We start from the raw sequence: 26,629 nt of genomic DNA, 5'->3' as shown, positions 1-26,629 counted from the left end.
GAAATAAAGTGTGCATTGAGGCAAGGTCAAAGCCATGACACATCCCAGTCTGGCATTTGGTTAATGAAAAATGATGAACTTCTCCATCCAGAACCGCTCTCAATACTGCGCTGATTGGATGGCCGAAGTATCTTGGTGCCCTCTGTGCCTCTGTGGTTTTTCATCTGTTGCCACTGCCGATCAAGTTGGCGCTTGTTGACCAGATTGAAAAGCCCCGGTCTTTGCTTTAGATTGACTGTAGCTGTAACGCCGCAGCTTTCCCCCCGCCAGATGAGGCTACCAATGGATCTGAGCTTACACGATATTCATGCTGACTCGATTGAGCTGGCGCTTGATAAGGCGCGTCAATATCGTTCGTTATTGGAACCTGAAATCGCAGAAAGTATCTGCCTCGATGTACTGCACATCGAACCGGAAAATCAGTCTGCACTGCGTATCTATATTCTGGCGCTGACCGATCAAATCAGCATCAGTGGCTCCCAGTCACCTTTTCAGGAGTTGGAGCTGGCCATTGCTCGACTCAAAAGTGATTATGATCAGATCTATTTCACCGGCCTGTTTCACGAGCGACGAGCCCGCTTTATGATGACACAGCCAATGTCGCGTGCTTTTGCCTACGACTTCTTCATCAAGGCACTTCAGTGCTATCAACAAGCAGAAGCGATTCGCCCGGAGCATAACGATGAAGCCACTTTACGCTGGAATAGCTGTATCAGAACCATACAACGTGAAAAGCTCAAGCCGGTGTCTGATTCGGGAGATGTTTTGCTGGATCGGGAGAGCTGATGCTGCTGCAATACCGTAAACGACTGATGGCGCTGGCTGGTTTGATTCTGACTGGCTATCTTGTACTGCATATGCTCACTAATTTGTTGTTTATAAAGCCAGCAAGCTTTGATGCTTTTTATCAGTTCATCAATATGCCCTTCATTCGCTGGCCGCTGCTGATGCTGGTGATATTGGCTTTACTGGTTCACATCTGGGGCGCGATTGCCATTCGCAGGCACAATGCCAAAGTCCGACCCATAGGCTACTTCAAACGGGATCATCTCGAGCCACCCAAGGCCTTGGTGACTATGAGCATTGTGCTGATTGGGCTGTTTATTGTGCTGCATATTGTGCAGACCTTGCAGTTTGATCCAGACAATGTGTACCAGGAAACCATGGCGCTGTTCGCCTCACATTGGATGGTGATGATCTACCTGGCAGGTCTGTTTTTGCTGGGCATGCATTTGCAGCATTCGCTCAATAATGTCTTGCAGACTTTGGGAGTCACAAGTAAAACCTGCTATCCGCTGGCATTGTCTCTGGTTGTGCTGTTGGTGATGGGCTTTGCAGTGGTACCGGTAATGGCGTGGTTGGGACGATGATGGAATCATTACCTTTTGATTTTGATGCACATTGCCCCAAAGGCCCGCTTGACCAGCGCTGGACTCAGCACAAGTATCATTTACAGGTAGTCAGTCCAGCCAACCGTAAACATTACAAAGTGATCGTCGTTGGCACCGGACTTGCGGGTGCATCGGCTGCAGCGTCACTGGCCGAGATGGGGTATCAGGTCGAAAGTTTCTGTTTTCAGGATAGTCCTCGCCGCGCCCACAGCATTGCCGCACAGGGTGGAATCAACGCTGCCAAGAATTATCACAACGATGGCGATAGTGTCTGGCGCTTGTTTTACGACATGATCAAGGGCGGTGATTTTCGAGCCCGGGAATCCAATGTTTTCCGGCTGGCCGAGTTAAGCACTTCGATTATCGACCAAGCGGTGGCCCAGGGCGTGCCTTTTGCTCGTGAATACAGTGGCTATCTGGCGAACCGTTCTTTTGGCGGTGCGCAGGTTTCCAGAACATTTTATGCCAGGGGGCAAACCGGGCAACAACTTCTACTCGGTGCCTATCAGGCGATGAGCCGACAAATTGCGGCTGGCAGAATTACTCAGCACTCTCGCTGTGAGATGCAGGATTTGATCATGCTCAACGGCCAAGCCAAGGGCATCGTCAGCCGTAACCTGGTGACCGGTGAGTTACAGGCACATCTGGCTGATTGTGTGGTCTTGTGCACCGGTGGCTATGGCAATGCCTTTTATTTGTCCACCAATGCCAAAGGCTGTAACACCTCAGCTATCTGGCGAGCTCACAAACATGGAGCCTTGTTTGCCAACCCATGTTTTACCCAGATTCATCCGACCTGCATTCCCCAGCATGGAGAGCTTCAGTCCAAACTGACCTTGATGAGCGAATCTTTGCGAAATGATGGCCGTATCTGGGCACCAAAAGATATAGCCGATTGCGACAAGGCACCGGCAACAATTGCAGAGCAGCAGCGGGATTATTTTCTGGAACGTTTGTATCCCGCGTTTGGCAATCTGGTACCCCGTGATATTGCATCGCGGGCTGTTAAGCATATTTGTGATGCAGGCCGCGGCGTGGGCGTTGAAATCGCCGGGCAGCGTCGCGGTGTTTATCTGGATTTTGCCGATGCCATTGCTCAGCAAGGTCTGGATGTCATTAACGAAAAATACGGCAATCTGTTCGATATGTACGAGCGCATTACCGCCGAAGACCCTCGCCAGACGCCGATGCGTATCTATCCAGCCGTGCATTACACCATGGGGGGCTTGTGGGTTGACTACAATCTGATGACTACGGTGGATGGGCTTTTTGCAGGCGGCGAGGCGAATTTTTCCGATCATGGTGCCAATCGGCTGGGCGCCAGTGCCTTGATGCAAGGATTGGCTGATGGTTACTTCATCTTGCCAGCTACGGTGTCGGATTATCTTGCCAAACAACATCCAATCAGACCGCAGGATTTTGCTGCGGAGGCCCGAAACGCAATCGAAACGGTTCGTTTACGTCTTGATCGTCTGATGAATGCACCAAGCCCTGAGACTGCACCAGATGTCTTTCATCGTGAACTGGGCGAAATTCTCTGGCATGCCTGTGGTATGGCCCGAGAAGCCTCTCAGCTTAAATCTGCGATCACCGAGATTCAGCAATTACGTGAACGTTTTTGGCAGCATGTCAAAGTCACCGGCAGCAGTGACACACTGAATCAGACACTGGAGCGAGCTGCCAGAGTTGCCGATTTTCTTGAACTCGGCGAGTTGATGTGCCTGGATGCACTGCAACGGGAAGAATCCTGTGGCTGTCACGCTCGGGTAGAGCACCTGACGGATGGTGGCGAAGTACAGCGAGATGACATGCAGTTTGCCAGTGTCTCTGCCTGGCAATATAGCGGAGATGTCAGTGAGCCACGGCTGCTTCAGGAGCCCTTGCTATTTGAATTTGTCAGCCCCGGAGTGAGAAGTTACCGATGAGACTGAAACTGCATATCTGGCGTCAGCAGCAGGCCGAGCACTCGGGAGCTTTTGAAACGCACAGTGTTGAAGTCGACCCGGAATCTTCATTTCTGGAAATGCTCGACGGATTAAACGAGCGACTAATTACACAAGGCGATGAACCCTTTGCCTTTGATTATGATTGTCGAGAAGGGATCTGTGGCAGTTGTTCACTGGTGATTAATGGCACGCCGCACGGCAAGCATACAGCCACCACGACCTGCCAGCAGTATATGCGTGACTATATTGATGACGCTGAACTATGGATTGAGCCATGGCGAGCCGCTGCTTTTCCGGTGATCAAGGATTTGATCGTTGATCGTAGTGCCATGGACAGGATTATTCAGGCGGGTGGCTTTATACCGATTCGCACCGGTTCAGCACCAGAGGCCAACAGTCTGCCTGTTGCCAAAGTTGATGCAGATGCAGCATTTGATGCCGCTACCTGTATCGGTTGCGGTGCTTGTGTTGCGGTATGTCCTAATGCCTCTGCCACCTTGTTTGTAGCGGCAAAAGTGTCGCATCTTGCCCGTTTGCCTCAAGGGCAAATTGATCCAAAACGACCCGAAAAAATGCTGGCCAGAATGGAGCAGGAGGGTTTTGGCAGTTGCAGTAATTATCGGCAATGTGAGCGAGTCTGCCCTAAACAAATCAAAATCAGTGCCATCAGCGAAATGAATCGGCTGTTGTATCGTTCCTGAGCCCGGCTCAGTGCAAGGTCACGTGTATTCGGGTTAACAGCAAAATACATTTGCGGTTGGCGAGGTTTAGTCTGACTCTGCCTGATTATCCAGACTGTTGTAGAAAATAATTGCCAGGTAACGAACCGGCATTTGTCGGATGTTTTCTGGTCGGTGCGGTTGCTCGGCATTGAAGGTCAGTGAATCACCGGGTTCAAGCACATACAACTCATCGCCCACGGTGTATTCGAGTTGTCCTTCCAACATATAGATGAATTCTGTCCCATGATGTTCAAACGGGGCAAAGATTTCACCTTGTTCTTCCAATGAGATCAGAAACGGTTCAAACAGTTTTTGCGGACCTTGATCGTAAGCCAGTAAGTGGTATGTGTGACCACACTTGGTACCTCTTCTGACCACTTCCATGCCTTCGCCACTTTTCACGTACTGTGCGCCACCCTTTGGCGTGTCGTAATCATGAAACAGTTTGGACAGGGTGACACCCAGGGCATTGGCAAGTTGTTCCAGTTTTTCGAGACTGGGAGAGGTCAGGCCATTTTCAATTTTGCTTAACATGCCACGGCTGATCGAAGCCCGCTCGGCGACTTCCGCAATGGTCAGCCCGTTCTCCAGGCGAATATGCCGAAGGGTATTGCCAAGATGTTTTTCCAGAGATTTTGGTGCGGACTCAATAAACACCGACTCACTATTTTCTTTCACCCCGTTTCCCTCATTGTCGTGACGATTTTGATCATACAGCAGACACGCAGGCAAAGGCTGATGATTCGTCATGTGATGAGTCTGGGGTTCTGACACTGACTCGACCAGAACAAATCAGCACAATCAGGCTGACTGATAAACAGCTAAACCAAGTACAAAGTGTTGAAGCTGTCTTATTGAACCATTCAGGTGCGAGCGAACCGAACGGGTGCAGAAATCAGACGGTTTAGCGCCTTTATAGAGCTGATTGTTATATCAAGTTGTTGTTTCTATTGGAGTAACTTTTTTGGCATAAATATTTCATTTGTTTCGTCGGGGTAAAAATATTTTCATTCTGATTAACAGGAGCGAGAAATGAAGATGATAACGGCGATTATTCGTCCGCATGCGCTCGAGCTGGTACGAACAGCCCTTTCTGATTTAAGTATTTCCGGTTTGACGGTGACGGAAGTCAAGGGTTATGGCCGACAAAAAGGCCACAGTGAGATCTATCGAGGTGCGGAATATACAGTCAGTTTCCAACCCAAGTTAAAGCTTGAAGTTGTCGTCAGCGAAGATGATGCCTCCAAAACTATTGATGCCATTACTGCTAGTGCCAACACCGGCAAGATTGGTGACGGCAAAATTTTTGTTTCCACACTGGAATCAGTCGTTCGAATCAGAACGAGTGAGTCCGGCGATGCAGCCATTTAAAGGAGGGCGCAATGGATACGCTAGCAATTGAAGTGAGTTATGCGCTCGACACATTCTATTTTCTGATGTGCACGGCGATAGTGATGTTAATGGCAGCGGGATTTGCCATGTTGGAATCCGGTCTGGTTCGCAGCAAGAACACAGTCGAAATACTCAACAAAAATGTGCTGTTATACAGTATCGCCTGTCTGGTTTATTTTGTGGTTGGTTACAACATCATGTACCCGGCAGATCCGGTCAACTCATGGATTCCGGGCCTTGATTTCTTCCTCGGTGAAGATAACAGCACCGAATCTGTGCTGGCAGGCGGCGAAGATGCGCCTTACTACTCGGCCATGGCTGATTTTATCTTCCAGGCAGTGTTTGCGGCAGCCACAATGTCGATCGTTTCTGGTGCGGTAGCGGAACGCATGCGTTTATGGCCGTTCCTGGTGTTTGCAGTGTTCATGGTTGGCTTTATCTATCCCGTTGAAGGTTACTGGAAATGGGGTGGTGGTTTCCTTGATCAACTGGGCTTCCAGGATTTTGCCGGTTCCGTTGTGGTGCATATGGCGGGTGCAGCTGCTGCATTGGCAGCCGTAATTATTATCGGCCCACGTAAAGGCAAATATGGCAAAAACGGTGAAGTGCATGCGATTCCAGGTGCCAACTTGCCGTTGGCAACACTGGGTATGTTCATACTCTGGTTTGGCTGGTTTGGTTTCAACGGCGGCTCGGAGTTGAAAATTGCCAACATTGAAGAAGCCAATGCGGTTGCAAAGATCTTTGTTAACACCAACATGGCTGCAGCCGCGGGTATGGTGGCTGCATCATTACTGGCTCGTTTCCTGTTTGGTAAAACAGACCTGACCATGACTATCAGTGGTGCACTAGCAGGTTTGGTGTCCATTACTGCTGAACCTTTGCTGCCAAGTCCTGGACTTGCACTCATCATTGGTGCAGTGGGTGGTGTGGTCCTGGTGTTCTCGGTAGTGCTGATGGACAGAATGCGCCTCGACGATCCAGTTGGTGCCATCTCGGTTCATGGTACAGCGGGTATCTGGGGCATTTTTGCCGTACTGCTCAGTAACCCGGATGCCACGTTTGCTGGCCAGTTTATCGGCACCGTGGTGACCTTTGCCTGGATGTTTATTGCTTCATTCATCGTCTTGTCGATTATCAATAAAATCGTCAGATTGCGCGTCGATGAAGAGGAAGAAATGGAAGGTATGGATATCAGCGAGTGTGGAATGTCTGCTTATCCTGAATTTACCTCTGATAAATAAATCATTGGCATTGTTAGTCAAAAGCGCCGGCCTTGTGCCGGCGCTTTTTTGATGACTCATCAGAACAGAAGAACAAGCAGTAATGGTTGCTGTAATAAGCCGAAATATGAGTGTAAAAATACCGATGAATGGATCTGGCTGGAGCAGGAGAACTGATGGATATTGAATACAAAGTGAACCAGCCGCTGACGGCCGATCAATTTATCGACTTGTTGGTTAGATCAACACTGGCTGAGCGCAGACCGATTCATGACCGTGCCTGTATTGAGGGAATGGTCGCAAATAGCAATTTGATGGTCACAGCCTGGAAACAAGATGTTCTTGTCGGCGTTGCCAGATCGATGACGGATTTTCATTATGCCTGCTATCTGTCAGACCTTGCGGTGTGCAAATCGCATCAAAACCTCGGCATTGGTAAGCAATTGCAGCGCATCACCCAACAACAACTGGGACCAAGATGCCGGCTGATTCTTATCGCGGCTCCAGCCGCCAATCATTACTACCAGCATCTTGGCTACAGCCATAATCCGCGCTGCTGGGTGCTGGAACAGGGAAGTGCTTTGGATAATCCGACGATGCTTGGATGATACTGAATGCTCAGCGTCAGCTAGAGAGTGATTGCAATATGGAGGCGTGATATTTGTATCTGGAAGTTCGCAGTATTTGGCGGTAGATAACCGCCAATCTGCTGTCTCGATTTAGCATCTGCTGATAAATCGACACTTTATAAGATGGTACCGAGGGTGGGAATCGAACCCACTCGGTACCAATTTATGCTCTTGACAAAATCAGCAAATAATATAATGAAAACAACAGTGTAACGATGACATCAGCATTCGGATTCTACCGCCATTTTTGTCAAATGCAAGCACTTTGTACCAGTTTATGTACCACTCAATGTACCAGTTAGTCAGTCAATCAATTTAATGATGATCCATCTCAGCGTTAATTTTCAATGATGAAATAACGACAATGACCTCGCTTTAACGTTGAGTGCATTAGGCACACATTGTAATGATATATTGCTCATGAAACCTTTTACATGGAATGTGGAGAAGAATAGACTTCTCCAGAAGGAAAGAAACCTGACTTTCGAGGATGTGGCTTTTGAAATGTGCCCAGTCACCTAGATGGTGGTACTAAAACTGGGAGCCCCTCAAGTTCCTTGCGGACAGTTTATGTGATCACGAAGTTAAGTTCATGCTCATTGAAGTCACGATAACTATCTGTCGATGAAAGAACCTTGGCTTTACATACATATGAAAAGCTAGCCGATGAATCGTTTGCGCTGTACCAGTCAACAAGTCTTTCGTTGTAAATCACTGTCGAAGAGCCACACAGAGATCGAATACCTTTAGGATGGATTGGTTGCCATCCAGAGTGCCAAAATTGGGAAAATCCTATATTTGTTCCATCCAGGTAATAACAGAAAGCACCATCAACAGTTTTGCCAACAATTCTTTTGTCTTTTAAATTACTCTTTGGAACGTATAGACAGCGTGTCTCCATATCAGAATGCCAATGCCCATATCTGTTGAATGGGTATGGTGTAACGGCCATTACTCCAGCCGGAATTTGATCGTCATCTTGAAACTCGTAGGCGAGTTCTGGATCAAGTAGATTTCCTATAGAAATACATCCAGAGCGTTCTTCTAATTCGAATCCCTCTGCGGATTGTTCGGTCACAGAAGCTTTTGCGACCGCCACATCAATCCACGTGTTTTCGTCAATTTTGATTGGTAGTGAAAAAGCTAATAAGCATTGCGAGCCGTTAATTGAATCGAAATTTCCTATAGCAAGCTTAACAAACTGAGCTATGCCATTCTCGTCTGTATTCCAATTACTGTCCCATTTCGGCAGCCAAGAGGGCTTATAAGGTTTTATCCCCGTGTATGCAGGTTCAATTGGCAGAGCAAGTATAGAGAGGTGCTCAGCATAGGTGTCTGGCATGCCATAGAATTGCTTTGCTATCTCGATAGTTCGTAGGTAAGCAGATCGCCCCCGATGGCTAGCTTGCGTGTAGAACTGGCCAGTAGAGCGTTGACGGTCACTGCCAAGAAAAAAATCAATCTGGGTTTCAGCCGGTGACAAATACTCGAAAGTATTACACCACTCTAACTCATAATACTTTGTGAAAGGTATCCCTGTTCGGCGCTCTTCTTTCTGTAACCACGAAAAATATAGACGCGGAACGTGGTTGCCTTGAAAGTAGCTGAACCTATGGTTATCAGGCCCGAGACAAATATGTGGAGTAAATGGATAAGCATATTCACCGAAATCACTTGAGCCTGGAATTAAGCTTTTAATAAGCAAATCAGACAGCGTTGATCTTGCCTTGATATGTCGACCAAGATCTTGATGGCATTTATATCCTTTTGATTGCGCGACATAAAAAACGCAAAGCACCTCTACGCATTCAGATTCTTGCTTTCGGCTAGCCAAATCCTGTACTAACAGAGACTCAATTTTTGTTTTCTGGCTGCTCAACAGAAGCGAAATCTGTTCGATAGTCCACAGTTTAATTGACGGGATAGGGCATTTAAGCCTTGAAATTAGAAGCTTGCTCAAGGCTTCATCAAGGCTGTCCGAAGTTTCCCAATCCCAATCAGGCTTGGGCAAATTAAGATTGCGGACACTGTCCTCCAATTCTTCTACCATGGCGATGGTTAGTTGTATCGCCTCATCTATCCTTCCGGCTTGTGAAAGCAAAAATACGAGCTTGTCATTGGGTATGATTAGGCTGCCAAATTTGTCCTTCCAGGTGTCAGGTTGTGCACTTGTTAGTCTAATAAATTCGTCAATTTTGTTGGCGTATTGAGTTGCAACTATTCCAAGCCTTTCAATACTTTTCTCAGAACTTTCAAACCAGTTGGACCAACCATTCATCGCGCTGTGCGCCAAAGCCAATAAATCAAATGCCTTAGATTTTCCAGATATATTTCTCTGGCTTCGAAATAGCAAATCCAAAAGATATCGCTTGTCATCGTAACGCTCAGTGAATGATAGAACGTGCGGCATCAAATGTTGAATGAGATCAGATTCCTTGTCTTGATCTAGCCAAAATTGGTACCAACGCTTCCAAAATTTCCCAGTGCTTATTTTTCCTCTTAAGTCATCTGCTAATTGCTCGAAGGATTCAGGAGGGTAGTCGGCCGGGTTCAACGTGATTTTTTCATCAAATTCGTCTGGCTTTTTTGTATTTTCGTCATGTTGATCGAGAACGTCGATGCCTAGATGGTTTTTAATGTTTGACGCGATATCTGTTGCGTTAGCATCTCCAAGATCGCGTTTCTTTCTGATAGTTTCGTGGCATGAAGTAGGCAGTCCGGTTAAAAATAGCTGCTTAGTAATTAGTGCTGATAAATCGGATTGTTCAATCAGTCTTTGAATGGTCTCTTCTGCATAGTACCATTCTCCATCGCGAAGCTCTTGGTCATATATTGAAGCGGCAGTTTGAGGATTCAGCTTTGCCACTAATGATGATATCGAGTGTTTTGAATGCCTAGTTTCATCCCCATCTGTAAATTTGGAAATGTTAAACACGATAGGTGAAATTCTTTCCAACATTTGCAGTGAAGATTTTGGGTCACTTTTTGACAGATACTCAATTGCATTAAGAACATCAAATATAGTTGGATCTTTGTGGTGTCCATATCCGAGAACAAAATCCCATGTGGTCCTCAAGCATTTCTTGAAATGCTCTTGAATATCGTGCTGAAAAGCAATTTCTGCAAGCTCTAGGTACCCATTTGATTTTTCGATCGTTTCCTCAAGCTCGCTTTCTAGGCGCAATATTTCTTGGTCAATCAACTGTTTTGCCGCACCATCAGATAACAGTTCAAGCTTTAGCTCCTTGTACCAGAGCCTGAGCCAGCTGGATCGAAAAATGCCAAAATTCAAAACATTATCGAACTCGTCAGACGATATTTTTCTCCTGGTCGTTAACAAGTGGCAATCTGCGGCAATTTCGATCCATTCTCTCTTAAAAGAAATGTCTGCTCGGCGCTTTTCCCAGTGAGCGTCTTCGATATTTGAATTGTCAGGAAACAGCGAGCAAACCAGGTCAAAGGTTAATACGCTTCCGGCCAGAATCTCGACCACAATAATATCGGCCAGCATGTTTAGAAGATCATAGTGATCCGAAACGTCCACCCTTTCGGATTCTGCTCGTACCGGAAGCCAGCTAAAATCTCCCTCAGCGACAATTCTGAGCTGCAAAGAGGAGAAAAACCAAGTGTGATAACTCTGTGAAGTTGTGACTCTATAAGCTGACTGATTTTCATCATCAAGAGTCTCTGCCTGGATATCGCTCGGTGTTATTTTTGAATATGCCCGAAAGAATCCGCTGACCCCATGAGAAGAAAAGCTTTTGAACTCCGGCCAGCAGCAGATATCAGCATCTTCTAAGATACTCAACCTAATAGCATCCAGCTCAATTTTTTCAATGTGTGGCGAACCGACAGGTAGACATTTCCAAGCGCGAATCAGAAGATTGATATCCTTTTTGATAAGGCATGCAGATCTTAAGCTGGCGATATAACCGTCTGGCCAATTATCAAAGTTTCCATTGTCAAATATTGCGTCATAGTTAAGGCTATCGGTTAGTGTGCCTGCTTTGACTATGGTGATGGCTTCGACTTCTTCATTTTGTGAATTGCGTGAGGCTAATAATTTTGTTTTAGCTCTGTAACGATCAATTGCCTTTCTGGATAATTCGGCAGCTCTATTAATTTCACCGCGAAACCACATCACTATTGAAAGTATTGATAGTTTTAAGGGGCTATATTCATTTTCTCTGGATAAAATCTCGTTAATTGCATGAGCGTCAGCACCAACTATTGATAAGGTTTCGAGCAAAGTTGAATCCCAAGTTTGGAATTCAGGCCCGTTGATTAGTCTAGTTTTCAGATGTCTGTGCCGATAGGCCTCCGCATAGCTACAGTCGTCGAAGGCATAGGTTTCCGCTTCTGACAATAATCTTATGCACGCATCAACCGGCATTCCTAAAACAACTTTATCCAAAACCCAGTCGCGCTTTATGCCTTGTCGCAGTTCAATGGTGTTCCCACTCATGGCTTGGCAGGACCAAAGCCACTGGTCTTTGAGGTGAGTTGGCGCTTCCGCTTGAAGCCAAACACAGACATCTGGTAGTAACGCTTTTATACGCTCTTTATGATCGACGAGACTAGTAACAAATACTACAAGGCTTTCGTGGAAAGGCCTAATACCAGAGATGGTTTCAGACAGCAAGTGCGAAACAGCATCGACACTCGGCGCTTTATCATGTTCATCGTTTACTACCTGGCTGATCGCTTGTCTAGGCCAAGCAAATTTAAAGCCGCAGCTAAGATGAAGAACATCTTTTTGTCTGTAATTGAGCGAATTCCATAATTCGTTGTAATAATTTGCTATATTTCCATCTGTACATGGCGGTAGCCGTTCAATATTCCATTGAGACAGAGCTAGTCCGTGACTCGAAATATACTCAGTTGAGTAAATAACATGAAGTGGATAACCATTTGTTATCTGCAGTAATGCATTAGCACCATTTTGGATCTCTTCGTTCCGATGGCTTTCGTGGCAGTTTAGATATAATCGTCCGGATTCTACACAAAGCTTCAAAAACTCATAAATGGAATTACCTGACATCTCTGGTAACCAGTACCAATTTTGCTTTGGTGAGTTTGAAAGCAAGATGTTTGGTAAAAGATTGTCATCTACCGGTTGAGTCCCAATTAGAATGACCAAGTTATCTACCACTGGTAGAAGTTGTTTGAATATTTCATCCAGTGGTTTTTTATCTTTGGCGTTATCCCGCCAAACATGATCTAGGCCATCTATGAGCACAACGAAGGGTTTGCCTTTGTCGCTGTAGTAATTTGCGCATGTCCTTATCGCTTCAGAAAGGTTCTCTGGCTGGTTTGTGTTTGCTCCTGCATCTTTGTGGATGCTGCTAATTTGGTGAAGTAAGGATTCGGCAACAATCCTTGGGCTTACGCGATCAGCTGTGGAATCCCCCAGAGATAAAAAATAGTGGTGACGGACAAAGGGGATTTCAGTGCGTTCTAATTCCTGGCATAGAAAAGAAATGTAGGTGCTTTTCCCGCCCCCAGGTTTTCCAGTTAAGGTGATCACCTCTCCACGCGAGGCGCCAATCCTTTCGATCATGCTGCTGTGAAAATCAACATCAGGAAGGCAATAATCATCTGGGACAAAGAAAATTTCCGGAATCGGCTCAGGGCGCCTGGGCGACAAGATTTCTCTAATATGGTGAAGATGAATCCACCCACCGCCAGGTGGATTGTCTTTGAACATTGCCCATTCACGCGATCGCGAAATTAGTCTCTCAACTCCTGCGTCATCAGAAAAATGTAAAAGTCCTGCTTGTACTGAACGCTTAGTAACGTGGTAATCACCGTCGCTGTGTTGAACTGCTAATCTTGAAAAAAGATATTCAGCCTCTTTGTCGCTTCCTAGCTGGTTTGCGATCAAGCTCTTTGTGATGTTATCAATCTTTTCAAATAGGATTTTTGAACCAGAAAGGCATCCCTCTATGTCTTTATCGGGCAGCTTATTTGTTAGTAAAACTACATCACCTAGATTTTCAGTCGGGACTGAAACAATAGCGTCGTATAGTTTTCTTAAAATTGAACGGGACCTTTTGGTCTTACCTGAGACACTTAACAGCCAATCCCAAGAAAGTCGGTTTTCATCTTTGTGCGGTGACGGGCTAAATTTAACCTGCCAGAAATCCTTAATGCCATCTGGTCGCTCGCCGACGATATCATCAATGCCCGCAGGTGTATCATTGGCGTCTTCGTCTGCCTCAAATGCCACTCTTGAATACTTGGTTGGACTGCAAAGCCACTCCGCAATAAGTTTTACTCCCTGCAGGGTTTGATAGTCATATGCGGTATAGGTGATTGCAGCATTTTTTACCTTCATTGAGCGCACTTGTTCCTCTTTGCTTGATTGCCTAATTCCATAGCACTCACTACAAGCTCAAAAACCATTCCGGTTCAACAGTCACCTTTTCAACAAGCTCTGTCTTTACACCTAAAGCCAACTCTTTCAATTTGTCCGCGAGCTGATCACCGTCGACAAGATCAATGGGGGCCGCGCCATCACGGTTGGCTTCTTCAATAGCCGCCCTGGTGAAGCTTCCTGTGGTGATGAACATGCCTCGGTCGGCGCGTCCGACAATGGCGCCGCGAAAGTTCCGAATCTCCGGTGCGCCCACTGAGCCTTTGTATTTTTTGCATTGAAAGGCGATGTGGAAACTCATCAAGCCATTGATTCTGGCGATGCCTTTGCCATCGATGCCACCATCACCGGTACGGCCGGTTACTTCGACATGAACAAAGCCTGATTCTCTGAGCATCCTTTGTGTAAGCCGCTCAAAGGCGTCAGGGCTCATTTCCTCAATCAGAATGTGATGCAATTTCTCTCGCCAGGCCAACACCTCTTCGGGTGACTCATCAACGGACGCTGCCGGATCGGATGGGTCTGTCGTTTCTTGAGAAGTTTTTCTATCCAGTGACCGCACATAATTCACGATCTCGCGGCTATCAATTTCTGGCGCTTGCCGCGCTTTATCCGTAAGCGCCCAGACACCGCGCGAAGAATTCTCAAGAAATCCGGCCTTCTTCAGATAGGTGCGTGCCCAGGCCAAGCGATAACCGATTTCTGTTTGGCTGCTTTTTTCGGGGTTGTGCAAAATGGCCAGCGTTGCCTCATCAAACTTCTCAAGCTCGACCACGGCCTCATAGATCTCATCGATGCTGCCTGAACCACCCAGGTTAACGAGCGCTTTCATTAACGGCAGCATAAGCTGATCGTAAGTGACCATTTTTCCTGCGCTCATTTGCTTTCGCTCCATCCGGATGTCATCAGTTCAGTAAAATCACGGCGCGAGAGTACGTTGGAGCAATCCCGCCAGTCTTTCTCGGATGGAGACATAGTCTCGGTATAGCGCAGATCAAATCCATTGGCCTGCTTCTGGGCGTTGATGTACTCATCCATTTTTTCGCCCATGGTTTCGATATCTTCAATCCATTCATCGCGAATGGTATCGGGCAGCGAGCCAAACAGGTTGTAACGGTCTTGCATCCGCTCGGACAGCTTTTCGTAAACTTTTTCGTCGACAGTTTGTTCGTTGACGAGGTTTAGCATGTCGACTTTTTCGCGTACCTGACCAAAGCGCTTGATGCGTCCAATACGCTGCTCTAAACGAGTAGGGTTCCATGGCAGGTCGATATTGATTAGGGTGCCCAGCGTCTGAAGGTTCAACCCCTCGCAGGCTGCATCGGTGGCCACCATGATTTCTAGCTGGTGCTCAGCCACCATACGTTTCAGCGTTTCCCGTTCAATATTGACGTTGTCACCCTTTTGATACAGTCGACTGCGACCTGCACCGGCATACAGGCCTACCGCCTGGTCTGGATAACGCTCGGCGAGCGAATCTGCAACCCACTTCGCCGTGTCATAGTACTGGCTAAAAATAATGACGCCAAACTTTAGCCACTTCTCTTTTTCAAGGTAATGGATTACAGCGTTGAGCTTTGGGTCTTCTTCAATGCGCTCAAGCCGGGAGATCATTCGCTCGAGAACGGCAATTTCATCTGGGCTTTCGGCTTTAACCTCTATCAGCTGTTCGTCACTTTCCTCACGAACAGTTCGGCCTTCCAGCAGCATTCGAGCAGTGTTCAATCCAGCCGCAATACTTGAGCAAATCCGTTGCTCCATCAGGTTTTTCATAAACCCGCTGCCTTTGCCACTTTGAGCAAGGGCTTTACCAAAGTGCCGCGCTTCGGCGTAGGCCTGCCTGAAATCCTCGCTTGTTCGCAGCGCTTTACCCTCGAACAAGCTGTTAAATTGGTGGACTTCCTTCGACAACTCCCGGTCGGGATGCAAGTCGACGCCTATGCGTGGTAAAAGTCCGGCATCCTCGAGCGTTACACGTTTACGTAAAACGACATGACGGATAAATGGATTTTCCCGCTGAAAAAAACTGGCACCCGAAATATTTCTATCCAATTCATCTTCGAGATATTCCAGCGAGTCATCTGATAGATCAGAAAGCGTGTTCTTAATGTCCCACTTGTCGTTCTGATTAATTAATCCAAGATCCTGACGAAGAGAGCTAAATAAGCGGCGTGCGAACTGTTCATTGGTTGAATCGACGACGGGCAGTGGTGAGCGCAGCAGTTCCCAAGCGAAGCTCGGCTCGGTAACGCGCTGTTCACCAGATAAAATAGGCAGTACCTCAGGTGGACGGTGCCATTTGGCAAAGTCGTTGCCGAGTACGAAATTGCCACTGCCCTGATGTAGGATACCAATCAAGTCCCACAAATCTTCGGGGCGGGTTTGAATAGGTGTTGCTGTGCCCAGAATGACATGGTCTGATCGCGCAGCAATCTCGCGCATAAAGGCCAGCAATTCATTGTGGGTGCCGGCGTCTTTGCCGAAACCCTGCCGACTGCGCGCCTTATGGGCTTCATCCAATATTGCCACGCCAAAGCGCAACCCCAGCAGATGCTGCTTTTCTAATGAATCGCGCATCATTAGCCCGGTGGATACGATGCCAACGCGCAGCGGACACTTGGCAATGTGCTCTTGCCCTGAGGGAGAAATGATTCGTCCTTCAGGGTCCAGCCACGCTTTCTTTTGGGTTTGCCAGCGGGCACAGGGAATGCCCAGCTTATCAATCATTTCTACTTGCCACTGCTCGCAGAGGGTAGCTGGGGCGAAAATGATGACGGGCTTACGCTTCTTGTTCTCTCTGTCGCTCAGCAAACACAGCGAAAGCGCCGCCGTGGCCATGGATAGGGTTTTACCAAGGCCAACCTCATCAGCAATCAGTAAACGCACAACACCGTGGTTGTGATAATGGCGAACGCACTCGCTGACAAAGCCTTGTTGCCAGGGCTGCAATGAGAAGCCTTGGCGATACAGTGGGGACTCAATCAGCGCAGCGGGTGCAATATCATCGTCTTCGACAATATCTTCAAACAGCACCTCTCTGCGATAGCCACGGCGTTTCACCTCTCGGATCACCGCTTCAGGTAATGGGCGAGCAGCATTCCACAAAAAGTCGAATTCCTGCTCAATCCACTGTACGCCTTCCGGTGATTCGTCTTCCCACAGGATTTCATAGTGACGTTGCCAGCCGCTGCTGGTCTCGTTCATCGAGCCAATGAAGCCAATTTTTTTGCCGTCGGCCAGCTCAATAACGCCCGCTTTGCCATGCAGAAAACCGCAAATGCTGTCGGGGGCAACACGGATGACCTGGCCATGCTTGGCAAGGAAGCTGTCCAGACGGCGATAGCGGTCACGATTGAGCAAGCTTTCGGCTTCAATATCCCGCTCATTCCAGCGGCCGATCATCTTCGACTCACGCAGCTGAGCCACCTTCAGGTCGTCGGGATGGATATCCACATTGCAGACGATTTTTACATCGGGGATGGACTCAATCAGCTCGTTGGCGACTTCAAACAGCGAGCTAGTAAAGTAACCGGCAATACGCTTATAACTGCGAGCACCTTTGAGGTGCTCCAGCAAGAAGCTACTGTCGAGCCTATGGGTGCGCGATGAAAATCGACGAATGCTCATTGCTGCGGAATCTCCATCCTTGGTTCTTATTCAACTAATCGTTTCATTGGCTTCTTATCTCTATTGGCACCACTATCATTGCTCTATTTATCACTGACCCAAGGCACGCATATTCTTCAAGCGCGCGCCTAACACCTCAGCAGCATCGCGAGTGGCTTTTTCTGGGGCCTTTTTCTCAATAAAGGTCAGCATGTCGATCAGTATTGGCCGGACCTCCATGAAGTCTGGCAAGTCTGCTTGTAGCTGACTGATAACCGTCTGTGGCTCTTTCTCGTTGAGTATTTGTTGCAAGCCAATAACCAGGTGGCCTAGCCAAGTGGAGCCGATTTCAGTGCTGTCAGTTAGGTCGCGAGAGGCAAACTCAGGAATCCGCTTCAGTTGTGCCTTGTTGGCAGTCATATTGCCCATTACCCGGCCGTAATCTTCAACGCGGAAGGCTTTGGCAAAGTTCTGGTAGTTGTCGAGCTTAGAGGCGCCGGAGGTTTCAATGTCCATCATGCGCAAATAGAAGCGCTGAATGCCGTTGATCTTTTGCCAGGTATCGGCAGTTAAACCTTCAGGCACCAGCAAACTGTTTGCGGCTTCGGCGGCTTGTTGCACGATCTCATCCACAACCGTGACTTCACCTTTGGTGCGTGGCCGCAGGGCAAAGCTGGTTACATCCTCACCGCCAATATGGGTATAGGATGTTAGAACCTTGAGAGCTGCTGCATAACCGGCCATTTGCAGGTCAGAGTCGTTAAAGACTGGTTCGCCCAGCTTGTCTTTCACCTCATCATTCAGGTGCATCATGGTTTCGATCTGGCGCTTTACCTCCGCTCGCACGGCTGGGAGCAGTCGCTGCTTAAAGCCCGCGTTCTCGCCGGCAGGACGCTTACGTAACATTAGTATCACTGTACCTTGTACATAACCGCCTTTTTTCAGCTCGGTACTGGTTTCCGTGGCGATGTACCATGCGCCAACCACCTGCAAACCGGATGCCCAGAAAATACCAATCATGTCCGACCAAACGCCGGTATCCTGGTGGGTGAACATTACGCATTGCATGCCATTGTCGGGCATATGGTCTGCCATGGCTTTATAGGCCTTGACCATGCCTTTGCGGAAGTCGTCACCAGAGCCCTTGATGGCTAAGGCGCGGCGCGAATCCCAGGTCCATTCATCAAATGGTTTGGGTGGATTTCTGCGTAACCATCCAATAAAAAACTCGGACATTTCATCGTAGTTTACGGCGTCTGCATATGGAGGGTCGGTAATCCAGAAGTCGCAGTTGCTATCAATGCTTACGGCTTCGCTGTTTTTGACCTCCATACTCCCTTTTACTGTGGCTGTTGAACTAGTCAAAAACAGGTAATTTTTACCTGTTACGAATGATCTGACACCATACGAGTAGTTTGTGTTGTAGGCTTGATTATAAAATGTTTGTGTGATTGATTCTCTAGCTGCACCTGTACCGTAACGACATAATTTGCTTGACCAATCGAGCATCTTTGCGAGAGACAGAGAAAGAGCCGCCTGCATTTCGATTGGTTGTTCGAGTATTTTTTCCTTAACTATACTTGCTATCAATAATTGCCGTGGAGCAAACAACTGATGCCAGTATTGCCAGCCGCGTTCTCTTTTGGGCTGATCTGTATTGTATCCTGACTCAATTTCAAGATCGGGCACAATTCCATTAGCTTGCCACTTGGAAATATTTTCTTTAACAATGGCTTCAACGATCAGTTCACGACTTAGATCTTCATCGGTAACGGCTGAAAAATAAGTCTCTTGCCTGCCGAGATTTAGCGTTTCCTTAGTAATCCATTGAATGGCATATATCCTTTCCTTGAATATGTCATCCACTAAGGGTTTGAAGTCATCTTTTTTCCATTTTCTTAGTCTGTTTTTTGTTCCACCTTCGGCATCTCTATAGTCCCCTCGAAGGGTCTTTATAGGAGTTCTATACGTTTTCCCATCTAGCTCATAAACGAGGCTGCCGTCTTGCACCGTTCCCTTTTCTGCTACTTTTAATTCTTCATTGGAAACGTCAGAAATTATATCGACTTCAAATCGTTTTGCTTCATAATCTGGACGAAGCTTAGCGATTACATTTCGGCTTTTCGATACAACCAAGCTAGGGATGAGGGGCACGAGCCATCCAGTTTCTGGACACTTGGTTTCTAGACAGCATAAAAAAGCCTTGGCGTGATTGCCTAAGCTATCTTTCTCTATTCCAAGCTGCTCAATTTCTTCCTCAACTGAGTCCACGAGCCTTTGTTGAGCACTTTCTATTTTTTTTTCGCTCTTCAGGCGACGCTCCAATAATGTTTGTCGTCCCCCAAGTCAACATGCATGCGACAGGATTTAAATCACTGGCGAATGCATCACAACCAACCCTGGCTGCCTCGAAGGGTATGGAGCCTCCGCCGGAGAACACATCTCCGACTTTCGGCTTTCGTCCAAACCTAAGAATACCAAGCTGCACCACAAGTGAATTAATGTTATTGGCATTTATAGAAAACGAAGAAAAATGTGAATTAACTTTTCCCCAGATGTGGTTCGATAACCATTTTTGATCACACTCTTCCGGTCGTTTGCACAATAAGGATTTTTCTTCATATGTCTCAAGCTGATCTAAATATTTTTTGAAAAGTGGCACTTTTGCATCATCATCAACGTCTTTCTGCCACCTAACTTTTATCCCTAGCTCATTGCTATTGAATGGAGCCTGCAAGATGCTGATCTCTTCAAAGCGATCATCATCAGCTTTTATGTTGTGAGAAAAAAAATCCCATGGATTGGGTATGGTAATAGCTGAGATTATATCTGTTGGTTTGATTGAACCCAATGTAACAGCTCGCTTTGCCAAACTTATTGGATCAAAACCCATAAGCATTTCAAATATTTCAAGATCTTTCTCAGTATCATTGGTTTGCGGCAGCAAAGAGCCCAAGATGATGCTCCGCACTAATATAAGAGGCTTTCGACCTTTCCAATAAGAGCCCAGGCCAGTCAGTGTTTGACTTTGTACTGAGGTTCTCTCCTGTTGCGCTTCAAAAGATACTTTCTGAACTGGATATACCGCTTCAATGAGTGCGGGCGCATCCTTGAGTGCGAATGGTGTTAGTTCTGTCATTTAATATTCGTCTCCAAACAGGTCCAGATAGGGAACATCCGGCTCCTGTATTTGATTGCGTACAATTTTGCGCTCGCGAGGTTTGAGCTGCTCGCTTTGAGCAACATCACCCAGCGCATGTCGCAAGGCGAGGCGCCAGCCTTTTTCACCATCGTTAATGCCACCGGTGCTCATGGCGGTCATACCAAACAGCCACCAGCGTTCCTCTGGCCGAAGGGCCAGCCAGTTGCGCACAGCTACCGGTACTTTTTCCATATCCATGCCTTCCACAGCCCAAGCCAATACGCACAACTCTTTACCCAGCAAACGGTCCACGACGTTTTCGCCCACTTTCCAGGAGGCGGTTTTGACATCGTGGTTTTTGAGTCGGGCATTAAAGGTGCGTTGTACCTCTGCGCGAATGGCGGTCCAGCGAGGGCGGTCGAGCAATACGCGATCAATCACCGCGAACTCGTCGCTTTGTGCCTGAAGACCTAGGTACTCGCTGATTTGTACTTTGCCGGTGTTGGCCTTTGGAATAATCACTTTAAAATGGTGAGGGTCGCTGGTGGCAGGCACACCAAAGCCCAGCGTTGCATGCTTCACCGCTGTTTTGGTTGTCTTTGATGGTGCCTTTGCCATATTCTTGCCTCTCTTTTTTTCAAAGCGTGCCGCTAAAAGCGGCGCTTAGTCGTCTTGAGCAATGTCGCCCGGTTTTAACTCGATGCCAACTAATTTGGCGAACTCTTTGGCTTCAAAGCCGTTCTCAAAATCGATGCCGTCTCTGACTGCAATTGAGACATTGGCATCAGCTTCATTCAGTACATCGCGCAGGCTATTAACGGTGGCCTCGATCATTGCAGCGGTGATCTGGCGTTCGCCAAAGCGAATACCCACAGTGTTTTCACCTTCGCCAATCTCAATTCGTACACCTTTGAAACGGGTGTTGGCCTGGTCTTTAAAGCGGTTAATAACCGTGAAGACTTTGTCCGTCGTATCCAGTGGAACACGCTTGCCACTGTTCAGGCGCGCGGGCTTGGTGTCATCAATCTGGACTGTTTTATCGCCGCTATGCGGGATCTGGAAGTCGGCTGTTTTGGTTGCTTCACCTGATTTGGCATAAACCAGCAATCGGGCCGCTTCCGAGCCCACTTCGAACGGAGCGGTATAGGGTTGCCCGTCTTTGGGGTTTGAACCATCCAACGTGTAGAACATGTCGGCTTTCGGTGTGCACTGCAGGGTGACCTTGCGCTTATCGGCGGAAGGTTCAATCTGGTGTCGCACTTTAAGGTCTGCCACCCAGCGGGTGGCAGGACCGGTCTCATATTTGCCGGTCGGATCGGCGACTTTGAAATACAGGGTGCCTTCCGCAGTGCTGAAGTTTTCCAGATCGTCAATCTTCGGGTCGGTCTCGAGCACTTCAGGTTTGGTCGAGTAATAGATAACCGGACTCTCACCCGCATTACGCGGTGTTAGGCTGATTAGCGACTCTCCCGTATCTGGCTGGTGCCCAACAGCGAGACGTTGACACTGGTTTTCTCTTTCGGGAATGGGCCTTTTTCAATGTATCCGTCTTCGCCCAAGCGCCAGCGACCTTGTTTCAAGGCCTCGGTTTTTAATGTGTCCATACCGCCGCTACCAGGCATCCAAGGCCAGCCTGGGTTACATTTGGCGCGGTTGACGACATCTTTCCATGGGGTGCGACGATTAGCTGCACCGGAAGGCCACAGTTCAGATTCGGCCATCGCGAAGTACTGGCCGAAGTCATCTTTCAGGTCTGCGGCCAGTTTGTAGTTGGCTCGTGGATCAGCCATCAAGTTTTCGATTTGTACTTCGGCGGATTGATCGCCTTCGCCCACTTTCAACCCATTGTCGATGGTGACTTTAAGCAGTCGCTCAGAGCCGTCGAGCTCATCGATGCCTGGGAAAAGAATGGTGTTGTATGCGGCGGACAGCGCTTTGGTAAAGCGGCCTTCCGCTTCTTCAAGTCGGTCGCGAGCCTCTTCAAATAAGGTGTCACCAGCTTTGAGACGTTTTTCAATCTGCTCGATGGCATAGAGCTCGCGCAGGCGATCCTCTACGGCATCGGCCATAATGCTGTCTTGCCCGGTAAGCACCAGCAGGTTGTTCTTTTCCTGCTGAAATTCGAAGAAATTAGTGAGTTCACTAGGTGGTACTTTGCCATCAGGCTTAATCACGATCAGGACACGAGGACCACTCAGTTTGAGTTCGTCCATGCGCGGCAGAATCTGCACTTCCTGATAGACGTTGCGGCGATTAGGTTGAAGGATTCCCTTGAGCCGGTTAATCAGGGCTTGATCAATTTTCGGCTGGGGAATTTCCTTGGCGTTACGCTCAATCTGGCGCGACAGGTTTTCGGTTTCTTTGATAAAGAAACGCTGGTCTTCACGGTGTAGGTACCAAGCTTGTTCACGCAGCTTCTGCAGGGCATCCAGGAATTCATCGGCCTTGCGGTTAGGCGCAGCCAGGAATTCAATAACTTCACTTTCTGATAGACCAATGCGCCCACCCACGGCACGCGATAGTGACGATGCCAGTAGCAGTGTCATTAATTGGCTGGCGGCATCGTTGCTTTGTTCGGCATCGATGCTTTCCGCAATGGAGTCACCTTTATCCGCAATATCTCGAGTGACGGCTGGAATCAGTTTTGGCGAGATACGTTCAATCTCGTCTTTCACTTGTTCGTCGTTGAGGTCCAGATGCTGGGTGCCTACCAGGAACACATCATCTGTCTGGCGTTGCTCGACGCTTTTCAGCAGGCGAGCGGTAAACTGCATCAAGCCACGTGTTTGCCGGAAACCTTCGTTTTCTTTGAAGAGCGCAACCAAGTGCTTGAACGATGGGTGGAAAGGGTAGGTCTCTCTGACCTGTTCGGCGATTTGCTCAATACTGGATGCAATGATGTATCCGCCGTCTTCTGCCTTTTTAATTTGCTGAGCGTATTCCTCAGCGACATCGCTGATGGTTTGCTCATCCGGCAGTTCATCAATCAGACGCTTCTTGAGGATTTCATAGATTTCATTACCTGATAGCTGTACCGGGGTAATGGTCATCGACTGCCTGCGGGTTTCTTGCTGCAGGTTAGAAATGGCTTCTTTTAGCGTTTTGGTTTGCGCACCATAGCTGCCAGATAGGTTGGCAATGACGATACAGCAGTTAGGCAGCTCAAGTGCTGCACTCATCAGGGTGCTTAGACTGTACACCACCATATTGGCCAAGGTGCCAGAGCCATAGACCTGAGTGCTGGCGTTATCGAGATACGGTGGTAACTCGTCGATCATAATCAGCGTGGGAGTATCGCCGATAATCTCTTTCCATTTTTGCTGGTCAACGGATTTAGGACCGTTGATCCAGTGTGGTTTGATTTTTTCGGCTTCGCCAAGCTGAGTAGCAATTTCACCCCAGATGTAGTTGTCAGGGTTGTTACGGCCGTTGAAAGCGGCAATTCGAGCATTGCCAAAGTCGAGGCGCTCGGTTAAATCTGCAGGCAGTACATCTGGACGCAGATGGGCATGTTTTGCCAGCAAGCCTAGGGCAATCATCATGTGGGTTTTACCACCACCCATGGCTTGGGTGAGCTCAAACACAGCCTGGTCTGATTTGCCGGATAGGCGAAGCATGCCTTCGCGGAAGAGTTGCTCCATGCCGTGGGTAACATAGTTGCGAGAGAAGAACTCTTTACCGTCACCTGCGTCGTTAATGAGATCAGCCAGGTTTTCAATTCCCTGGCTCATTCGGTAATCCTGAATGACAGGATTAAAACGACACGCCTGCTTAACGGTCTTGATCATGCTTAACGCTCCCCTCGTTGATCTGAATCTTGGACTTGCTCTATGGCTATACCGTTTTTCTCGCAATGCTCGCGGATGAGCACTTCTATCATGTTGGCGATAGAGCGGTGTTCCGCTTGCGCAGCTGCTCGCAACGCCTCCTTTAAGCCGGGATCGACTCGGATGGTAAGCGTCGCAGTTTTGGTGGTAGCCATTACACTCTCCCAGAATGCCTGCAAATGTACTGCAATATACTGTATTGCTCTTTGCGGTACAATCGCAATGTGGTAGGAGTACAGGGGTTCTAACTCGTTTTCACTGACGGTTTAAAAGCCGGTTCAAAACAGTACATTCCGATTTGGGACTCATCGCCATATATGTGAGAACATTGGACCTTTTGATATAGTCAAATATATCCGCTTTAACTGAGCCCAATGTCGGCTTACGCAACTGTTCAGTCCTCGCTCAGAGTGCCGACAAACTAAATAAAATAATATTTTATTATTTTATGTTATTCAGTATGTTCAAATTTGGTCTGACTCTAGGCTTATCTATAGGCATGATTATCACGCCAAAAAGCCCATTTTGATGAATTTATTTTTTGGGTCTCGATGGAGTGAAACGTCTTGTGGCATGACGATGATAGGCCGCATTTTTCCTCGAGACCTTATGGCTGCGACGGCCAATGCATTTTCTAGGGCAATTCGTACCCGCCTTGCAGGCAAACTTGATAATTGAACGATGACTTTCGGATCAAGTTCCACGGAAAAATGTTTCCCCCAGGCTCGTGTATTTAATAGCTCCCGGTAGATGGCTTTTACAATCTCATAAGATTGTTCGGGTGTGGGTGTATCTATAAAAATCTCAATCATCCGAGAGCGAATTGGTTCAGGAATACGCTCAGGATAATTGGCTGAAGCGACCCATATAATAGCGCTCGCATCCATTTTTATATTCAGGAACTCGTCAACAAACCTTTTGGCGGTATGCTTTTCTAAAAGACCGTACATGGGCCCGAGCGGGTCATAGTTACTTCCTGTTTGTGCTTTATCAATTTCATCAAGCAAGATAATGGGGTTTGCAAAGTCGCTCTTGAGCAGGCTGTTACTGATGAATCCTGGTTTACTATCCTGCCAGCTGCTTGAGCCGCCACTGATGATGAACCCGGATGTCAACGATGAAAAGTCGAGATCGAAAAATGCAGTACCGAGAGTCATGGCAAGCTCTGAAAGATACCTTGTTTTGCCAATGCCGGGCGGACCTAGCAAAAGAATTGGCGGCAGATTTATGACGTTGGGCGGTTCTAAAGCACCAAGAATAAAAGCATTTCTGCAGATGGCAGTGACTTCATGGAAGTTGCCGAACTGTTTTTCAAGGATCTTTAGCTTAAGTAGAAAATCGTCTGGAAAACATGCGAGTTGCCTGAACTCATACTGCCTGCGCAATGAAGAGAGGATTTTAAGACGATTATCATTCTGTTCGCCTGCTATCGCCTTGAAGACATCTACGGGGTTAAAAATCTGCTGCGTCGGTCCTTTTAGATCATGTGGCGATTTTTCTGGTTCTTGGGGTGCGTCTTCAAATAAGCGGTCTCTGAGCGATTTTTGGGTCATCAGATTTCAATCACTAAGTCATCAAGAAACCCGCATGACACATTGCCATAGAGATAAGCCGCAGCAGTGATACCATCACAAGCTGTCAGCAATCTGCTGTCGTTATCGTGAAACGCTTGTTTTGCCTCAGCGGGAGTATGCTTGTCTGACACAGCAATGCTCATTGATAGCGCGGTGGCCATCACAATGATGGCTGTTGCTTCAATAAGGCAGACATCATCTATCGTTATCATGACAAGGGATACCTAAATTTCAGATGGTCCACGCGGCCATTTCCAAGAAGTTTTAATGTCCGCTTAAAGCCTATGCGTTTAGTAAGGGTGACGATAGTTTTGCTGTGAGGCAGGCCGGGTGCACCATTTACTTGATACCTCGGGCCTGTTTCCATTAACGCAACTTTCGTTTTTTCATCAAAATGAAAAATTTTCTCGCTGATATGTCCCAGACCATCAGATTCGTTGAGTCCAATCAAGCGCTCAGTGGTTTTCCCCGTCACGTCAGTTTCGATGAGAATGTTCCAGTTTGAAATCGGAATCAGTGCTTCGTAAATTCCCCCCGTATCGCTTGTCATAGTCGACTCCTGAATTGCATTACACAACGCTCACACAGCAATAGGTAGGTTTCATTAAATTCCAGGATTCCGGTATTGATATCGCTGCTGCATTGCTCACAAATGTGCTTGGCTTTCTCGCAATAGCATGCAATCAAGTGATCGATATTTCGGCCGGAGATAGAGCAGCGCAGCTGGCAGAATTTAGTTTTTATCGATCGTACTGATGGGAGTTCTGCTTGTGTTACGCCATTTGCCATCTGGACATGGGC

General features: G+C 47.6%; 20 protein-coding genes. 7 read left to right on the top strand and 13 right to left on the bottom strand.

Features of this window, described 5'->3' with window-relative positions; all coding sequences use genetic code 11:
• Positions 1-282 precede the first annotated feature (282 nt).
• From MPL1_RS12090 to MPL1_RS12075, 4 genes are read left to right on the top strand one after another with little or no spacing between them, the layout of a single operon-like run.
• On the top strand, positions 283-786 hold the full coding sequence (locus tag MPL1_RS12090) for a hypothetical protein (RefSeq protein ID WP_009727419.1): 504 nt from the start codon (positions 283-285) through the stop codon (positions 784-786).
• A complete protein-coding gene (locus MPL1_RS12085; protein WP_009727418.1) occupies positions 786-1,370 on the top strand; it encodes a succinate dehydrogenase cytochrome b subunit in 585 nt (194 codons plus the stop codon). Before MPL1_RS12090 ends, MPL1_RS12085 begins: the two co-directional genes overlap by 1 nt.
• Entirely contained in the window at positions 1,367-3,316 is a 1,950-nt protein-coding gene (locus MPL1_RS12080) for a fumarate reductase/succinate dehydrogenase flavoprotein subunit (protein WP_009727417.1), read from the top strand. Before MPL1_RS12085 ends, MPL1_RS12080 begins: the two co-directional genes overlap by 4 nt.
• Positions 3,313-4,038, top strand: coding sequence for a succinate dehydrogenase/fumarate reductase iron-sulfur subunit (locus MPL1_RS12075; RefSeq protein ID WP_009727416.1), 726 nt, complete (start codon positions 3,313-3,315; stop codon positions 4,036-4,038). The genes MPL1_RS12080 and MPL1_RS12075 overlap by 4 nt, the downstream gene beginning before the upstream one ends.
• Before the next feature lie 66 nt (positions 4,039-4,104).
• On the opposite strand, the gene MPL1_RS12070 is transcribed toward MPL1_RS12075, so the two are convergent.
• Positions 4,105-4,737: a helix-turn-helix domain-containing protein gene (locus tag MPL1_RS12070; RefSeq protein WP_040577157.1), complete on the bottom strand. Its 633-nt coding sequence runs from the start codon at positions 4,735-4,737 to the stop codon at positions 4,105-4,107.
• 354 nt (positions 4,738-5,091) lie between these two features.
• Here MPL1_RS12070 and MPL1_RS12065 point away from each other — a divergent pair, with 354 nt between their 5' ends.
• The 3 genes from MPL1_RS12065 (at position 5,092) to MPL1_RS12055 (ending at position 7,282) form a co-directional block, all read left to right on the top strand.
• The gene (locus MPL1_RS12065; RefSeq protein WP_009727414.1) at positions 5,092-5,430 is read left to right on the top strand and encodes a P-II family nitrogen regulator; all 339 of its coding nucleotides are present in this window, start codon (positions 5,092-5,094) and stop codon (positions 5,428-5,430) included.
• An 11-nt stretch (positions 5,431-5,441) separates the two neighbouring features.
• The gene (locus tag MPL1_RS12060; protein WP_009727413.1) at positions 5,442-6,695 is read left to right on the top strand and encodes an ammonium transporter; all 1,254 of its coding nucleotides are present in this window, start codon (positions 5,442-5,444) and stop codon (positions 6,693-6,695) included.
• A 155-nt stretch (positions 6,696-6,850) separates the two neighbouring features.
• Positions 6,851-7,282 carry a GNAT family N-acetyltransferase gene (locus MPL1_RS12055; protein WP_009727412.1) on the top strand — a complete coding sequence of 144 codons (432 nt, stop codon included), beginning with the start codon at positions 6,851-6,853 and terminating at the stop codon, positions 7,280-7,282.
• 589 nt (positions 7,283-7,871) lie between these two features.
• Here the strand turns inward: MPL1_RS12055 and MPL1_RS12050 are convergent.
• From MPL1_RS12050 to MPL1_RS12005, 12 genes are all read right to left on the bottom strand, one after another.
• The gene (locus MPL1_RS12050; protein ID WP_009727411.1) at positions 7,872-13,640 is read right to left on the bottom strand and encodes an ATP-binding protein; all 5,769 of its coding nucleotides are present in this window, start codon (positions 13,638-13,640) and stop codon (positions 7,872-7,874) included.
• A gap of 49 nt (positions 13,641-13,689) precedes the next feature.
• Complete coding sequence (locus MPL1_RS12045) at positions 13,690-14,559, bottom strand: restriction endonuclease (protein ID WP_009727410.1); 870 nt, start codon at positions 14,557-14,559, stop codon at positions 13,690-13,692.
• Positions 14,556-17,306 (bottom strand): phospholipase D-like domain-containing anti-phage protein, encoded by a 2,751-nt coding sequence (locus MPL1_RS12040; protein ID WP_009727409.1) that lies wholly within the window; start codon positions 17,304-17,306, stop codon positions 14,556-14,558. The genes MPL1_RS12045 and MPL1_RS12040 overlap by 4 nt, the downstream gene beginning before the upstream one ends.
• A 90-nt stretch (positions 17,307-17,396) precedes the next feature.
• A complete protein-coding gene (locus MPL1_RS12035) occupies positions 17,397-19,610 on the bottom strand; it encodes an anti-phage-associated DUF1156 domain-containing protein (RefSeq protein ID WP_200858808.1) in 2,214 nt (737 codons plus the stop codon).
• A complete protein-coding gene (locus MPL1_RS13885) occupies positions 19,543-20,424 on the bottom strand; it encodes a DUF1156 domain-containing protein (RefSeq protein ID WP_200858807.1) in 882 nt (293 codons plus the stop codon). Before MPL1_RS13885 ends, MPL1_RS12035 begins: the two co-directional genes overlap by 68 nt.
• A complete protein-coding gene (locus MPL1_RS12030; protein ID WP_009727408.1) occupies positions 20,425-21,045 on the bottom strand; it encodes an anti-phage-associated DUF3780 domain-containing protein in 621 nt (206 codons plus the stop codon).
• 45 nt (positions 21,046-21,090) lie between these two features.
• The gene (locus MPL1_RS13880) at positions 21,091-21,822 is read right to left on the bottom strand and encodes a chitobiase/beta-hexosaminidase C-terminal domain-containing protein (RefSeq protein WP_200858806.1); all 732 of its coding nucleotides are present in this window, start codon (positions 21,820-21,822) and stop codon (positions 21,091-21,093) included.
• Between the two features lie 62 nt (positions 21,823-21,884).
• Positions 21,885-24,215 carry an anti-phage-associated DUF499 domain-containing protein gene (locus MPL1_RS12025; RefSeq protein ID WP_235045586.1) on the bottom strand — a complete coding sequence of 777 codons (2,331 nt, stop codon included), beginning with the start codon at positions 24,213-24,215 and terminating at the stop codon, positions 21,885-21,887.
• Between the two features lie 2 nt (positions 24,216-24,217).
• Positions 24,218-24,409, bottom strand: a complete 192-nt coding sequence (locus MPL1_RS12020; protein WP_009727407.1) for a ribbon-helix-helix protein, CopG family — start codon at positions 24,407-24,409, stop codon at positions 24,218-24,220.
• A gap of 351 nt (positions 24,410-24,760) precedes the next feature.
• Positions 24,761-25,807 carry an AAA family ATPase gene (locus tag MPL1_RS12015; protein ID WP_009727406.1) on the bottom strand — a complete coding sequence of 349 codons (1,047 nt, stop codon included), beginning with the start codon at positions 25,805-25,807 and terminating at the stop codon, positions 24,761-24,763.
• Entirely contained in the window at positions 25,807-26,040 is a 234-nt protein-coding gene (locus tag MPL1_RS12010; protein ID WP_009727405.1) for a hypothetical protein, read from the bottom strand. Before MPL1_RS12010 ends, MPL1_RS12015 begins: the two co-directional genes overlap by 1 nt.
• A complete protein-coding gene (locus tag MPL1_RS12005; RefSeq protein ID WP_009727404.1) occupies positions 26,037-26,378 on the bottom strand; it encodes a hypothetical protein in 342 nt (113 codons plus the stop codon). Before MPL1_RS12005 ends, MPL1_RS12010 begins: the two co-directional genes overlap by 4 nt.
• Between the last annotated feature and the right edge of the window lie 251 nt (positions 26,379-26,629).

Source organism: Methylophaga lonarensis MPL (genome assembly GCF_000349205.1).
Lineage (GTDB): Bacteria > Pseudomonadota > Gammaproteobacteria > Nitrosococcales > Methylophagaceae > Methylophaga > Methylophaga lonarensis.
This window is presented reverse-complemented; position numbering and strand designations above follow the sequence as displayed.